Consider the following 14,076-nt stretch of genomic DNA (forward strand, 5'->3'; position numbering starts at 1 on the left):
AAAGAACTTAGCTTAAATGTATTTAGTTTTTATTCTGCTCTTTAGAAAAAGCCTAATGGGTTAACGTCATAGCTCACCAACAAGTTTTTAGTTTGTTGGTAATGATTTAATGCCATTTTGTGGGTTTCTCGCCCTACCCCCGACTTCTTATAACCGCCAAATGCCGCATGGGCTGGGTACATATGATAACAATTGGTCCAAACCCTACCCGCTTGGATCTTACGCCCCATTCGATAGGCTAAATTGGTGTCACGCGTCCACACCCCAGCGCCTAAGCCAAAGTCAGAATTATTGGCCATTTCAAGTGCTTCAGCTTCATCTTTAAAGGTGGTTAACGAAATCACCGGACCAAAAATTTCTTCTTGGAACACCCGCATGTCATTAGTGCCTTTAAGCAAGGTAGGCTGAATGTAATAACCTGTGCCTAAATCATTATCTAAGGCTTCTACTTCACCGCCTAATAACACTTCAGCGCCTTCATCTTTGCCAATATCAATGTAGCTAAGGATCTTATCAAACTGCTCTTTAGACGCTTGTGCGCCCACCATAGTATCGGTATCTAACGGGTTACCACGTTTAATCGCTTTTGAGCGCTCCAGCACTTTTTCCATGAATAAAGGATAAATGTCTTCTTGAATAAGCAGCCTTGATGGACAAGTACACACCTCACCTTGGTTAAAGAAAGCCAGCACTGCCCCTTCAACACATTTACTTAAATATTCATCTTCAAAATTCACCACATCACCAAAGATGATATTTGGTGATTTACCGCCAAGCTCTACCGTTGAAGGAATGATATTCTCTGCTGCACATTTCAATATATGTGAGCCCACAGGCGTCGATCCAGTAAAGGCAATTTTATCAATCCGTTTACTCGTCGCTAATGCTTGCCCAGCCTCTTCGCCAATACCATTGACAATATTTAACACCCCAGCAGGCAGTAAATCCCCAACCAGCTCCATTAAAAACAATATCGATGCAGGCGTTTGTTCGGCAGGTTTTAAAATCACGCAATTACCAGCAGCTAATGCTGGGCCTAACTTCCAAGCCGCCATTAATATTGGGAAATTCCATGGAATAATTTGGCCAACTACGCCCAATGGTTCATGAATATGATACGACAGTGTATTGGCATCAATTTCAGCCGCGCTCCCCTCTTGGGCACGTAAGCAACCTGCAAAATAACGAAAATGATCCACAGCCAAAGGAATATCGGCATTGATCGTTTCACGAATAGCTTTGCCGTTATCCCATGTTTCGGCAACGGCCAATGCGATAAGGTTTGCTTCAATTCTATCGGCTATTTTCAATAAAATATTTGAACGTTCTGCAGCTGAAGTTGCTCCCCAAGCATCTTTAGCGTTATGAGCAGCATCAAGTGCAAACTCAATATCCTGCGCATCTGAACGTGGAATTTTACAAAATACTTGGCCATTAACTGGGCTGATATTATCAAAATACTGGCCATTGATTGGCTCAACCCATTGGCCACCAATGTAATTTTGATAAACAGACTTATAGGACATTTCAGAGCCTGCTTCACCGGGTGCTGCATAAATCATAATACTTTCCTCTAATTGTATTTGTTGGAAACCTAATTAAGCTAAATCACTTAAAGCAGAAATGAGTATTCTGAGAATCCACAGCTGTTGACCCACAGTACAAATGATTGTGTAGCCTGTGTCTGACGCATTGCGCCAATAGCAAGGATTGTTGTAGTCCAACGGATGAGACATAGGTGACAATATGATTAGAGGCAATTTGCAGCGTAAACGCTGCCAGCCCAACTTACTGGTAGAAAACAAAAATAGCTTTGCGGGCCCAGAGTCAGAACTCAGCATTTACGACACTTTTGAACAAGCATCTAGGGTGGCATTAAAGTCCGACCAATTATTATTTTGCGGTATGGTGACAGGTAAAAAAGTCATGCATTCAGAACAAGACTTTGAAGCTGCGTTTTATCCCCATGAGTCTTTCATCATGGCGCCTAACCAAGCCGTTGAAATCGACTTCCCCGAAGCTCAGATACATAAACCCACTACTTGCTTAGCAATAGAGATCTCAACCGATCGTATCCGACAAGTTGCGGATCGACTAAATATCGACTCCCCGATCCAACAAGATTATGGCCATTGGCAGTATCAGCAAGCGTTAGTTCACACACACCACACTCAGCAAACACAAGCCTTACTGAATAGAATGGTGGGGATATATACCGAGAACGAGCAAGACCGCAGTTGCTTAATTGATTTGGCTGTATCTGAATTAATTGTGCGCTTACTCAGACACCAAACTCGTGATTTCTTATTGCAGCACAGTGATAACAATCCTGAATTTAATGGCCTTAATGCCGCGCTACAATACATCAGCCGTCACCTTAACGAGCCATTGGATATTAATGAACTGTGCCGCCGAGCTTGCATGAGCCGCAGTAAATTTTTCCAACAATTTAAAGCTCACTTAGGCTGTAGCCCAGCCGCTTTTCAGCAGCAAGTTCGTTTACGAAAAGCAGCAAGTCTTATTGAGCAAGGTCAGCAAATTACCCAAGTGTGTTTTTCACTCGGTTACAGCAGCACAAGTCATTTCAGCCGACTATTCAAAGCCTGTTTTGGCCTATGTCCTTCAGCTTATAAACAGCGCCATTTAGACAGCTAATCGCTTATAACAGATCCCGAAGTTCATTGAGGGCGGCAACAGAAAAGCCTTGGTCATAGAAATAGATAATTTTCCCTTCAGTATCTAGCAAAATTACGCGAGTGTTGTTGGGGTTTTGATTACCTGTAAAGGCTTGGACTTGTTCGCCATCCTCATAGATGGTCACCACCCCTTTCCATAAAGGTTTTGGAATACCTGCGCGCATACCATTGTCAATCAGGGTACTGAACATTCTTGGAAACATGCCTTGGATAGTGGGCAGTTCATACACTGGCACTTGGGTTTGAGTCATATCCAACCCAATTAACCAGCGATCGATATCAAACTGAGAATCTTGTTTATAGCCAATCAACAAGAGTGTCATTTGTCCACTGACATCTTCTGGAAAGTTTATTGCGACTTGCTCCAAACTCTCACCAGAAACCGACGGAAACACCTGACCTGTTACCTGCTGATTTGGGTAAGTCGTACTACATGCACTCAGCATAAATACCACAACTAACATCAATATGGTTCGCATTTTAAATCCTTTAATTATTTCAACAATTAACCATACGTAGCGAGTAACAATAAAGATTCAAGTTATCAGGTTATTTTTAAGGGCTACTTTAAAAAAACATTCGAATGAATAATGAACCACTAACCTCACACGCTACTCTTGTAATGATATTTGAGGCTCCAGCTTGTTCAGGTCTTCATCAAACATGTTAGTTAACAGCACTGCACCCTGTTTATTGACTCTAAATTCTCCATACTTTGCAGCCTCATACACACTTGCATGACCTTCTTGAAAGAAAAAAGCATTAGTTGCAAATTTTATCATGCCGTCTCGAACTCGATACTGTAAGCGCATTTTGTTGTCAGCAAGTGCAATGTCGTTATCTTTACTTTTGCCAATGGTATTCACTAAGGCTTTATATTTGCCAACATTGCCCTTTTCAACGGTCACAATCACAAAACCATCACTATTAGGCAGTTGCAGCCATTGTTGGTTAGCCTCGCTTTCATCGCTACTATCATTATCTTGTTTGTTAGTTCTAGCGAGTTCTTCATCTGCTTGTCGCTGCTTCAATGCCGTGCGGACGTCATTACTTATTTGAAAACGTAAAGCCATATAGTCACCTTGCATTAAAGAGCGAGGATCCACAGGTGCCAGCTCAAGATAAATTAACTCGCCATGGTGAATGTGTTGCTCTTTTTGATAAATTTGCCAGTTAACTAAACCTAGTATCAATACCAGCGTACCAACCAAAATGATGTTATTGAGGTTTTTCATCATTGATGCTTTAGAGAACTTAGGCATTAGCAAACTCCATATGTTTTGTCACAAACTTGAGCATGCCCCAACGCAGGAACAGTAAAAACAGCCCCATCAACATCAGGATGAAAGACTTCTCTAATAAGCTGAAATGCAAGAAATAGTAATATGCAGACATAAAGGTAACTAAGGCAATAATCCCTAGCCCGATGAGTAACCTGTTACTGGCTGAAAAACCTAATACAATGATTAATAGGCCAACATTAATCCCATGAGCTTCAAAAGAAAGCCCCGAAATAATTAGACTGGTTACGAGTATCGCAGAACGTACTTTAAGGGGTAATTCTTGGTGTCGATTAAGTATCTGCCACACCACATATAACGACACCAAGGCCAATAAAACATCGCCCATCCAAGGTGCAGTAAGTGACTCATTGAATACGAACTCGCTCGCAATCAATTCATACCAACCATAATGAAATGATATAAAACATGTCTGTAATAATGGCGCTAATAATACACCGTAAGCAATTGGACGTTTATGCTGTAAAACTCCTGATAAGAAACGATTTAATATTGGGTTGTTAGCTTTGCCTTCAAATTCGTGCAACCAAAGCCAGCAGGCAAGTAATAACAGAATGCTAGCTGCAATAAATGGCAGCTGAAAAACCGCTAAAGTGACGATAAAGCAGCACGCTGCAAACAAGGCTGAGCAAAAACGATGAATGTCATTGGGCATAATAATCATAAGGCTAAATTGCAACATCGTCGCCAGTAGCCAACAGGTGTCATCATCAAAATGTTGAATGAAACCATAGACAATGAGTAACTGCCCAGTGAAACTGAGTGCCAATGATAAATGCTCGATAAATTCATTTTTATTTAGCTTAAATAATGCATAAGCGCCTGCGGTTAACATTGCTCCTACAATCAAGGCTCCTTGATCGTTATCAAAAATAAACTCCATGCCTATAGCTAAAAAACCTAAAAAGAACAGTGCTGCAATCCAACCAGAAAAGGCCAGTAACAGCTTAACGAACCAAGGCGATGTAACCTCTGCTTTGGCTGGTTGCTCACCTGTTACCACACCATGTTGTAATAAGGTTTGCCATAAAGAAGCTTGGTTGGGATCATTTTCTGAATCGACTGCCTCGGGAGTTAATGACTCATTCATGACTGCCACTCCTTATTGATTTTACGTAACCAAATAGCAGAGCCAGCAGCCATGGCGATCATCATATTTGATATCAATAACAAGCCCAGTTCTTCAAGAGCTTCAAGCCAGTTTGTCGATACGTAGGTGATTACAACGACGTTGACTGACAATAAAGTCCCTGCCAACATGAATAAATCTTGTTGAAAATGACGATAAATCACATACATTGCCAGCAACCATACTGGCCAAACGATGATGGGGAAAAGACCTATTTCATTAAAGCCTGAACTAATATAGAAATCATCACTCAAGCTCAAAATGCAGCCTACCGTTAGCCAAGTAATACAAGTGCCACTGACGACTGCTAATACCCGTGGGGCCCAGCGTGCGTTTAACCAATGATACTTTTTACTGAATAACTCCCAACAGGCTAAAGACAAAATATTAAATAAAAATAGATTCCATAACGCATTAAGTTCTTGGTTAACGAACCACGCGAATGTGCCGCCAAATTGCAGGTGATACAGTAAAATAGATACGTTGATCAGTACAATCCACAACATCCACAGCGCACTAAGGCGACCAATGACAACCCAAGGAAGGATTAATAAAGCCCAGTTGAAAAACAACTGCCAAGGGTCGGCGCCAGTTTGGTAAGTTTGACCAAATAAAGCTAATAGCACCCCAAAGAAAACAGCCGCCATAAATAACGGTATTTTAGCAACTGACTCAGAGACCATATATTTTGTGGATGTAGGTTTTGTGGATGTAGGTTTTGTGGATATAGACTGTGTGGATATAGTCGGTGTGGGTTTAGCGGAGTGATTAGTTAACGTTTGGTTGGAAGGTTTTGATGCTTTATGCGCCAACTTGTTTAGCTGGTAATAGGCACCAACAGCTAATACAACCAGAATTTCCACCAGCGCAAATTTGGCAAACTTACCCATTTCGTGCCAGTTATAAGCAATAAAGAACAGCACTGAACAAGTGATCGCGAGACCACCTAACCAAGCTAGAAGCAGATTAAAAAAATTAACCCATTGGTATTTATCTGGTTGAACCTTGCTGATGATAAGTGCATCTTTTATTTTATCTTTATCAATCGCATTTTGTTCAAGCAACCCAATCAATTGCTGTCGATTTGATATCATATTGAATCCATTCTCTTGCTTCCGTGTTGCGTTGCAATATTCTAAGGCTCATTTGTAATGCTAGTAAAGTCACTATCACAAGATAACGCTTTAATTCACAAAATACTAAGCTTGATAAATAGTATTTTGCATCAAACCTTTACGCTCAAAATAAATCAAATTTTTTTTATTTTAGGATATTCGATTTCTACCTCAATAAATCGACAGAATCACCTTTGTTTAACCTCTATTTCTTTAGTTCAATCACCCACCTCAACATCACCAAAATATATTAGTCGTATGTATGTTATTTTTCTTTTGATTGTATGCACACACGATCGAATTAGCGGTGCTTGAACTATTTTTTAGCCTGCTGTCGATATTGATTGGGGGTCATATTTTTACAGCGTTTAAAGCTATGACTAAAATTCGCGCCATCGCTAAAACCTAGCTGCAGCGCTATTTCCTCAAGCGGTATGGGTTTCAATAACAGCTCTTCGGCAATACCGAATCGAACATTATCTCGTACTTGACGCCAACTGGTTTGCTCAGATTTAAGCTGGCGGTGCAAGGTGCGAGTGGTTCTAGATAAGTAATCGGCAATATCTGCCATTGAAGCCTTTAAACCAAGATGAATTAGTGTCTCTTTAACCAACTTTTCGGTAGGCTTCCAATCTTGTTTTTGCTGTAGTAACTCATTGCATTGAGCTTCACAAATTTTGGCTGTAGCCTCATTGGCTTTCACCAAGGGAGTGTCTAACCAATGTGCTAGGCCGACAAAGCCATTAAAGTCGGCATTGAATTTCACCTCAAAGCCAAATCTTTGCTTAATGCTGTCAGCACAAAAATCAGCGGGTTGAGGAGCAGTAAACTGCAACGTAATCAGTGATCCACTTTGATCAAAAACCGCTTGTTGAATCATTGCCGCGCCTATCATGTCCCTTATTAGCGCGATTTCTCCTAATTTACCCGGTACATGACAATTAAAGGTCAGTACAAGTTCGCCTTTTATCTCAGTCAGCGCAATAGTTGAAAAAGCATAGGTCAGATCAATGTAACGAAGCGCCAGTTCAATCGCTTTTCTTGCCGTACTGCTCGCTAACAAAGCGTACCCCATAATGCCGTAACTGGTTAATTGGTACCGACAACCTAGCTCAACACCCAGTTCAAAAACGCAGGAGTGATACTTCAATAAGTTGTTTAACACAGTCAATTCTTGGCTTGCTTCAACTTGCTGATGGTGATCATTTAACTGCGTACTGACAAGATCAGAGCCTTGCAGCAAATCTTCTTGAGAAATGCCTTGCTCGATGCCATAGGCAACCAGAATTTGCACACTAGTAATGTCCCTTACCGTCATTTGCCACCATTCATAATCTCTTGAGATCCAATCTCTTGAAGTTAAATTCCTTAAAACTAAATGTCTTAAAATTAAATGTCTTAAAATCACAAATATAAGTCCATTTTCAGCCTAGATCAACGTTAATGAATTTTCTATGCTAGACAAATAAACAAATTAATAACAATTTAGAGCGAGTATTCATTAAGCGCTTAAAATCATGTTTCTTGGATAAAATACTGAACTGAGGATGCTATGACCCAATTAAAAAGAAATCCTAAAGTGGTCATCATTGGTGCTGGTATGACAGGCCTGTTAATGGCAATTAGACTTCGTCAGTCAGGCATTACTGACGTGGTTATTTTGGAAAAAAAATCCTCAGTTGGCGGGACTTGGCGAGAGAATACCTACCCAGGAGCGGCGTGTGATGTGCCCTCACACATGTATACCTACTCATTTGAACCTAACCCTAATTGGAGCCATTTTTTTGCTAGAGGGCCAGAGATAAAGCAATATTTTGAGTCTGTTGCCAATAAGTATAAAGTTAAAAAAGACATTCATTTTAATGAAATGGTCACTGATGCATCCTACAACAAGGGGAAATGGTTAATTACCACGCGCGCCAATAGTAACGATTCAGCTAACAGCACTAATGTGAATTCAGACAATACAAACTTAGGCCGTACTGATACAAACAATGCAGATACAAGCAGTAATAAAACCTATGAAGCTGATTTCATCGTGTGCGCCACAGGAATTTTGCATCACCCTAAATTCCCTGATATTCCAGGGATAGCAGACTTTAAAGGCAATTTGTTTCATACCGCTGAGTGGGATCATTCTGTGAATATCAATGAAAACAGTCGAGTCGGTGTAATTGGTACGGGTTCAACTGCGGCGCAATTTATCCCAGAGCTTATTAAAAAAGGCGCGAATGTGTCTGTATTTCAGCGTACACCACAATGGATAATGCACTTACCTGACTTTACTTTTTCAAGCACCATGAAAAAGCTGATGACCCGCTTTCCGATTATCACCACTATGCACCGCAACATGGGGAAATTCATTCTAGAACATCTATTTACCAAGGCGGTGACTGGCCATTTTGTTCAAAAAAACATTCTCAACTTTATGTGCAAAGCAACGTTAAGATTCAGCATAAAAGATAAAGTATTACGTGAAAAACTCAGGCCCGATTATCAAGTTGGCTGCAAGCGCGTGATCATTAACACCAGTTTCTATAAAGGCATTCAGAAGCCCAACGCAAATTTAGTCACTGACAATATTGAACGCATCACTGAAACCGGAATTTTAACCAAAGATGGTAAGCATCATGAGCTAGACGTATTGGTACTCTCAACGGGGTTTAATGCCTTTAATTTTATGCGCCCTATGAACTTAACTGGCCGCAATAACCTCCACATTGATGAAGCATGGCAGCATAAGATTAAAGCTTATCGCTCAATGCTATTAGCCAACTACCCCAACTTCTTTTTAATGCTAGGTCCCAATACACCTATCGGTAACTTTTCAGTGATTGCCATGAGCGAAGTCCAAACTGAATACGTGATCAAGATGATTGATAAATGGCGCCATAACGCATTCGACGAGTTTGAGCCTAAACAACATGCCATTGATGATTTTAATGCTTATGTAAAAGCAGGACTTAAGGGAACAAGCTGGGTGGGAGGCTGCCAAAGCTGGTATTTAGATGCCGATGGTGACCCTATTTTATGGCCTTATACATGGCAAAGGTGGGTAGATGAAATGAAAGAACCCCAGATGGAACATATTAATACGACTTCATTTTAATCTAACGGATTGCGGGTTTATATGATGGCAAAAAGCATATTTATAACAGGTGCAGCATCAGGTATTGGTTTAGCTGCTGCCAAGCACTTTGTTCAGCAGGGTTATAGCGTCGGAATGGCTGATATCAACTTGGCATCACTTAATGAAGTAACCGCCAATTGGAATACTGACAACATTTCACTCTACCAGCTTGATGTTTGTTATTTTGAGCAAGTGACACAAGCCATAGCCGATTTTTGCGCTCAAAATAATAACTGCTTAAGTGTTTTGTTAAATAGTGCCGGCATATTAACTATTGGTACATTCGAAAATATTAGTAATGAGCAGCACCTACGCACCATTAACGTCAATGTGAATGGGACAATTAATACCAGCCAAGCCGCTTTGCCTTTCTTAAAAAATAATCAAACAAGCATTATTATTAATATGTCATCAGCAAGTAGTGATTACGGTGTACCTGAATTAGCCAGCTACTCAGCCAGTAAGTTTGCCGTAAAAGGACTGACAGAAGCACTTGAAATAGAACTTGCACCATATGGCATTAAGGTGTGCGATGTATTACCACCTTTTATCGTGACGAACATGCTGATTACCCAGCACAATACAGCAAATGTGTTAACTAAATTAGGTCGTCATTTAGCCGTAGAAGAAGTGGTTGAAGTGATTGAAAAACAAGTCAGTAAACCTAAAACACATAGAACAGTAGGCATGCTTTATGGCGTATTACACTTGTTAAGCAACATTTCACCTGCTTATATAAATCGCTTATTCATGAAGATTCTGAGTCGATGACCTGCAAAATTAAAAGTATCAAATATAAAAAGGTATGAGTGAATGGGTAGTTTAACTAGCACTGATTCAACGAAAACGGATGATGTTCAAGCTTCATCAATAAGGTTACAAGCACCCGAGTTAGAATCTAAACAACGCCTTGCAGCAAAGTTACTCACCTTAACTCCGCTCCATAAACTGCCACCGAAGTTATTCAGACCTGTTTATAGCGCAATGGATCGATTACTGGGTTTAAGCAAGATTGAAATAGCCAAGGTGATTGATTCAAGCATTGCCATTACCTCGCAACCTCATAAGACGAGCGCTAAAACCATTAAGCTTCGTGCATACTACCCTGTTTTTCAGAAAGCAGATGGCGTCGATAAGGTCAAAACAGCTCAAAAGACCTTAGTGTATTTTCATGGTGGTGGCTGCGTCATTGGCAGTATCGACACCCATGACAGGTTTTGTCGATTCTTAGCTAATCATGGCAAGATGAACGTTATTTCAGTCAATTATCGCCTTGCACCAGAGCACAAATTCCCATCCCCGATTTGCGATGCGATTGAGGCGTGGAATCACGTAAACGAAAATCATCAGCAACTGCATATTAACCCAAATCACATTGGCATTGGTGGAGATAGCGCTGGCGCATACCTTGCTTGCATTATAGGCTTAACTCACGTGCAAAATGAGTTGCCAGTAATAGCGAAAACTCAGCCTGAGTTTCAGTTTTTAATCTACCCGATGCTTGATCTACAAGGTTTAACAGAGTCTTACCGAAAGTTTGATAAACAATTAATTCTGACACGCACTTTAATGGATTATTTTAGGGACCATTACCTAAACTCACTAAATGAAATATCACAGCCACTAGTTAGTCCACTCCTCATAAAAGACATAAGCCAGTCTCCTAAAACGTATCTACTCACCTTAGGTTACGATCCATTAAGAGATGACGGGATTACTTATGCAACGCGTTTAAAAAATGCAGAGGTAATTACCCATCATCAGCATTTTGACGACTGTATGCATGGGTTTATCTCAATAACTAAAACCAGCGCCCGTGCAAAACAAGCATGTCACCAAATTGCGATGGCATTAAACAAATTTAATGATGAATAGAAATTCTAGAAGTGATTGCCTTTATTGAACTCATTTCAGTCACTATGAACAAGCCCATTAAAGTCAGCCCAATTGAAATTTGCCTACCTGGTTAGAACTAAAATTAGAACGAACAACAAGTTAAACCAAATTCCCCCTCAGGTTAGTAGTGGATTATTATCAAACAAAAGTCAGAGCCAAAAATATCTCATTAAAATTTATTTACACCACTGAGCAAATCATCCAACTCGATCACACTATTGTAATACAATAATATTGTAGTATCTTGAGGTAGGTACTAATGACATGTTCCATAAGGAAAGCTCAATGAAAAAACTCCAACTTAGTTTATTGACTGCTACCATCATTGCCAGCTCTGCTGCCATTGCAGTCGAAACTGATACTGCCAAGCAATTTAATCTCGATCCGGCCAAAGCTCCTGCCCAAAACTTTGATTTAACTAATTGGAAAATTACCCTTCCAGAGTTAACCGAAACAGGAAAGCGCAAAGGAAAAGCCTTAGAGATTGATAAATATCAGTTAGGTAATACTAAAACTCCTTATGAGCATTCAGAGTGGTTTTATACTAACAAAGACACTGGCGCGCTGGTTTTTGTTGCACCAAACGAAGCTCCTACCACACCAAATAGTAAAAATACTCGTAGTGAACTACGCGCAATGTTGGCCGATCATTATGGTGAGCCAAAAAACAACTTTGTTGTTGCCTCTCATCCTGATGCCAAAGCATACGGCGCTATCGGTGGTCAGCTAAAAGCAACGCTGTCGGTGGATCAAGTCAGTACCAGCGGTAACTTTAAAAAGAATGGCGCTTTTGCGGTAGTTATTGGCCAAATCCATGGTTCTGATAACGAGCCATTAAAAATTTCATACCGTAAATTACCCGGTCATGAATATGGCTCTTTATCATGGAATTATGAGTTAAACCCTATTCCTGAGCTGCAAGATGCGAAAGATGAAAATGGTAAAAAACTGCGTCAAGATATTCGCCACAATGTATTTGGTCAATACAACCTTCGTGAAGGTAGTGCAGAGCCCATAGATGGCATTAAACTAGGCGAAATTTTTGCTTATCAAGTGGATGTGAAAGGTGACACTATGCACCTAAGCTTCACTAAAAATCCTGGCGCTGAAAATGAGGAAGTGAAAGTGTTTAGCGTCGACCTCGCCAAAGGCAATTACCAGGGACATGAAGTAGACCAAGGCTATGGTAAAGACTGGATGTATTACAAAGCAGGAGCTTATAACCAATGTAATACCAAGAAAGACAGCTCTGATTGCCAGTGGCGCGGTATGGAAGCAGGCGATTACACCCAAGCCACCTTCTATCAATTAGAGTTAAATCAATAATCGGGCTTGGTTAAAATTTTCACTTCACAAAACTCATCATGAAAACGGCCAATCAATGATTGGCCGTTTTAGTGTCTAACACTACCCCGCAATCGGCTTTTGGCCTGACGAAATCGTTTCAGCACTTTTCATCAACATATAAATACTAGTGGTAATTAAGCACACGCCTAAATAAATAATCAGTCCATTGCCAGTTTCAGTAAAAGTCGTGGCTAATAATGGTCCAAGTACCGAACCTACGCTATAACACAGCAACATCATTTCTGTTGCCGACACCATTTTCTCAATCGGTAAATGATCACACGCAAGCGTAATTGCAATTGGATACAATGCAAAGCTGCTGGCACCTAATAACAATAAACTAAACCCCATCATTGCTAACGTGGAAGACTCAAGTACGCCCATAACCGCTAAACAACCTAGCATGCAAAATATTGCCATTAATAAGCTTTTGCTCATGCGGGTCGACATTGCACTAGCAATGGGTTGCACTAACATTCCGCCCATGATGATGCTCGCCATTAACAGCCCTGTGTGGTCAGAAAATGTACTCGTATGAGTTAAATACGACGGCATTAATCCATAAATTGGACCGAGCAATAACCCTGACACCATACAGCCAATAATCGCTGGACGGTTGATATGACGGATTTCGTTACGGCTAATACTTTGTTGATCGTGACTATGGGGCTGACCAGAACGCATCAGAATGGGTGCCAATGTCGCCATAAACAAGAGTAACAATACACACAAGTATGGCTGTATTCCGTCTGTACCAAACACTGAAATGGCCAACTGACCTACAGCACTACCGCCATACAAAGCCGCCATATATAAGCCCAAACGTTTCGCACGTTGCTTAGGGCAATTGGCCATTAATAGCCATGACTCTACAACAACAAATACACCTGCCACCGCCATACCAGCAACAAAGCGAGCGACTAACCAAGTCACTTGATGTGGCACCAATATCATAACGACAACGGTCAGCGCCACCAGAGTCAAAAAAGAGATAAAAGACCGCCTATGTTCAAGCCGTTTAATCACTCGTTGAATACAGGTAGCACCAACCAATAGACCAAAATAAAACACACTGGCTAGCCAAGGTATTAATGATAAATCGATATCAAAATAGGTCACAGATAAAGGAATAAGGCTCATTAAAAAGCCTGATGCGACAGCGAAAAAAGTTAAACCAACTACAGGGGGGACAATGTTACTTTCAACATTGTTTTGCGTGATTATTGTCAATTTCGTACTACTTAATTTGAATTTTTAGGGGTTACAACATTCTTGGCGGCTAAAGGGATAAAACACCCTAAGACTATTTTCGGCGAATGTATTCCTGAACTGAGAACAAGTAAAGATATTTTTGTTAGTTGAGTTAATAAATGAATATAAATCGTTTGAAAATGCGGCGTAAATCACTATTACTTATAATTTCAACGTATCGACAATATCAATAAGTCTTTTATAGCAGCAC

12 protein-coding genes are annotated in these 14,076 nt (G+C 40.5%); 5 read left to right on the forward strand and 7 right to left on the reverse strand.

All coding sequences use genetic code 11. From position 1 onward, the window contains the following. Positions 1-41 precede the first annotated feature (41 nt). On the reverse strand, positions 42-1,562 hold the full coding sequence (exaC, locus tag QPX86_RS17795; RefSeq protein WP_220753015.1) for an acetaldehyde dehydrogenase ExaC: 1,521 nt from the start codon (positions 1,560-1,562) through the stop codon (positions 42-44). A 184-nt stretch (positions 1,563-1,746) separates the two neighbouring features. Between exaC and QPX86_RS17800 the strand changes: the two genes are divergently transcribed. Beyond that, positions 1,747-2,655 carry an AraC family transcriptional regulator gene (locus QPX86_RS17800; RefSeq protein ID WP_220753016.1) on the forward strand — a complete coding sequence of 303 codons (909 nt, stop codon included), beginning with the start codon at positions 1,747-1,749 and terminating at the stop codon, positions 2,653-2,655. A gap of 4 nt (positions 2,656-2,659) precedes the next feature. On the opposite strand, the gene QPX86_RS17805 is transcribed toward QPX86_RS17800, so the two are convergent. From QPX86_RS17805 to QPX86_RS17825, 5 genes are all read right to left on the reverse strand, one after another. After that, positions 2,660-3,175, reverse strand: a complete 516-nt coding sequence (locus QPX86_RS17805) for a hypothetical protein (protein ID WP_285163393.1) — start codon at positions 3,173-3,175, stop codon at positions 2,660-2,662. A 132-nt stretch (positions 3,176-3,307) separates the two neighbouring features. Continuing rightward, positions 3,308-3,958, reverse strand: a complete 651-nt coding sequence (locus tag QPX86_RS17810) for a GDYXXLXY domain-containing protein (protein ID WP_285163394.1) — start codon at positions 3,956-3,958, stop codon at positions 3,308-3,310. Beyond that, a complete protein-coding gene (locus QPX86_RS17815; RefSeq protein ID WP_285163395.1) occupies positions 3,951-5,087 on the reverse strand; it encodes a DUF4401 domain-containing protein in 1,137 nt (378 codons plus the stop codon). The genes QPX86_RS17810 and QPX86_RS17815 overlap by 8 nt, the downstream gene beginning before the upstream one ends. Continuing rightward, entirely contained in the window at positions 5,084-6,220 is a 1,137-nt protein-coding gene (locus QPX86_RS17820; protein ID WP_285163396.1) for a DUF2157 domain-containing protein, read from the reverse strand. The genes QPX86_RS17815 and QPX86_RS17820 overlap by 4 nt, the downstream gene beginning before the upstream one ends. Positions 6,221-6,557: 337 nt before the next feature. Then, the gene (locus QPX86_RS17825) at positions 6,558-7,559 is read right to left on the reverse strand and encodes an AraC family transcriptional regulator (protein WP_220753020.1); all 1,002 of its coding nucleotides are present in this window, start codon (positions 7,557-7,559) and stop codon (positions 6,558-6,560) included. A 234-nt stretch (positions 7,560-7,793) separates the two neighbouring features. Between QPX86_RS17825 and QPX86_RS17830 the strand changes: the two genes are divergently transcribed. The 4 genes from QPX86_RS17830 (at position 7,794) to QPX86_RS17845 (ending at position 12,593) form a co-directional block, all read left to right on the forward strand. Then, on the forward strand, positions 7,794-9,350 hold the full coding sequence (locus QPX86_RS17830) for a flavin-containing monooxygenase (protein ID WP_285163397.1): 1,557 nt from the start codon (positions 7,794-7,796) through the stop codon (positions 9,348-9,350). Between the two features lie 24 nt (positions 9,351-9,374). Then, positions 9,375-10,142 (forward strand): SDR family oxidoreductase, encoded by a 768-nt coding sequence (locus tag QPX86_RS17835; RefSeq protein ID WP_285163398.1) that lies wholly within the window; start codon positions 9,375-9,377, stop codon positions 10,140-10,142. A 42-nt stretch (positions 10,143-10,184) separates the two neighbouring features. Continuing rightward, positions 10,185-11,246, forward strand: coding sequence for an alpha/beta hydrolase (locus QPX86_RS17840; RefSeq protein ID WP_285163399.1), 1,062 nt, complete (start codon positions 10,185-10,187; stop codon positions 11,244-11,246). A 306-nt stretch (positions 11,247-11,552) separates the two neighbouring features. Then, the gene (locus tag QPX86_RS17845; RefSeq protein ID WP_220753024.1) at positions 11,553-12,593 is read left to right on the forward strand and encodes a polysaccharide lyase family 7 protein; all 1,041 of its coding nucleotides are present in this window, start codon (positions 11,553-11,555) and stop codon (positions 12,591-12,593) included. Between the two features lie 81 nt (positions 12,594-12,674). Here the strand turns inward: QPX86_RS17845 and QPX86_RS17850 are convergent, their stop codons facing one another. Further along, positions 12,675-13,844 carry an MFS transporter gene (locus QPX86_RS17850; RefSeq protein ID WP_285163400.1) on the reverse strand — a complete coding sequence of 390 codons (1,170 nt, stop codon included), beginning with the start codon at positions 13,842-13,844 and terminating at the stop codon, positions 12,675-12,677. Positions 13,845-14,076: the final 232 nt, after the last annotated feature.

The organism is Shewanella goraebulensis, assembly GCF_030252245.1.
Lineage (GTDB): Bacteria > Pseudomonadota > Gammaproteobacteria > Enterobacterales > Shewanellaceae > Shewanella > Shewanella goraebulensis.

Excerpts from the sequence above, each read along its gene's own strand:
- exaC (WP_220753015.1), bottom strand. The coding sequence starts at position 1,562 with ATGATTTATGCAGCACCCGGTGAAGCAGGCTCTGAAATGTCCTATAAG.
- QPX86_RS17800 (WP_220753016.1), top strand. The coding sequence starts at position 1,747 with ATGATTAGAGGCAATTTGCAGCGTAAACGCTGCCAGCCCAACTTACTG.
- QPX86_RS17805 (WP_285163393.1), bottom strand. The coding sequence starts at position 3,175 with ATGCGAACCATATTGATGTTAGTTGTGGTATTTATGCTGAGTGCATGT.
- QPX86_RS17810 (WP_285163394.1), bottom strand. The coding sequence starts at position 3,958 with ATGCCTAAGTTCTCTAAAGCATCAATGATGAAAAACCTCAATAACATC.
- QPX86_RS17815 (WP_285163395.1), bottom strand. The coding sequence starts at position 5,087 with ATGAATGAGTCATTAACTCCCGAGGCAGTCGATTCAGAAAATGATCCC.
- QPX86_RS17820 (WP_285163396.1), bottom strand. The coding sequence starts at position 6,220 with ATGATATCAAATCGACAGCAATTGATTGGGTTGCTTGAACAAAATGCG.
- QPX86_RS17825 (WP_220753020.1), bottom strand. The coding sequence starts at position 7,559 with ATGACGGTAAGGGACATTACTAGTGTGCAAATTCTGGTTGCCTATGGC.
- QPX86_RS17830 (WP_285163397.1), top strand. The coding sequence starts at position 7,794 with ATGACCCAATTAAAAAGAAATCCTAAAGTGGTCATCATTGGTGCTGGT.
- QPX86_RS17835 (WP_285163398.1), top strand. The coding sequence starts at position 9,375 with ATGGCAAAAAGCATATTTATAACAGGTGCAGCATCAGGTATTGGTTTA.
- QPX86_RS17840 (WP_285163399.1), top strand. The coding sequence starts at position 10,185 with ATGGGTAGTTTAACTAGCACTGATTCAACGAAAACGGATGATGTTCAA.
- QPX86_RS17845 (WP_220753024.1), top strand. The coding sequence starts at position 11,553 with ATGAAAAAACTCCAACTTAGTTTATTGACTGCTACCATCATTGCCAGC.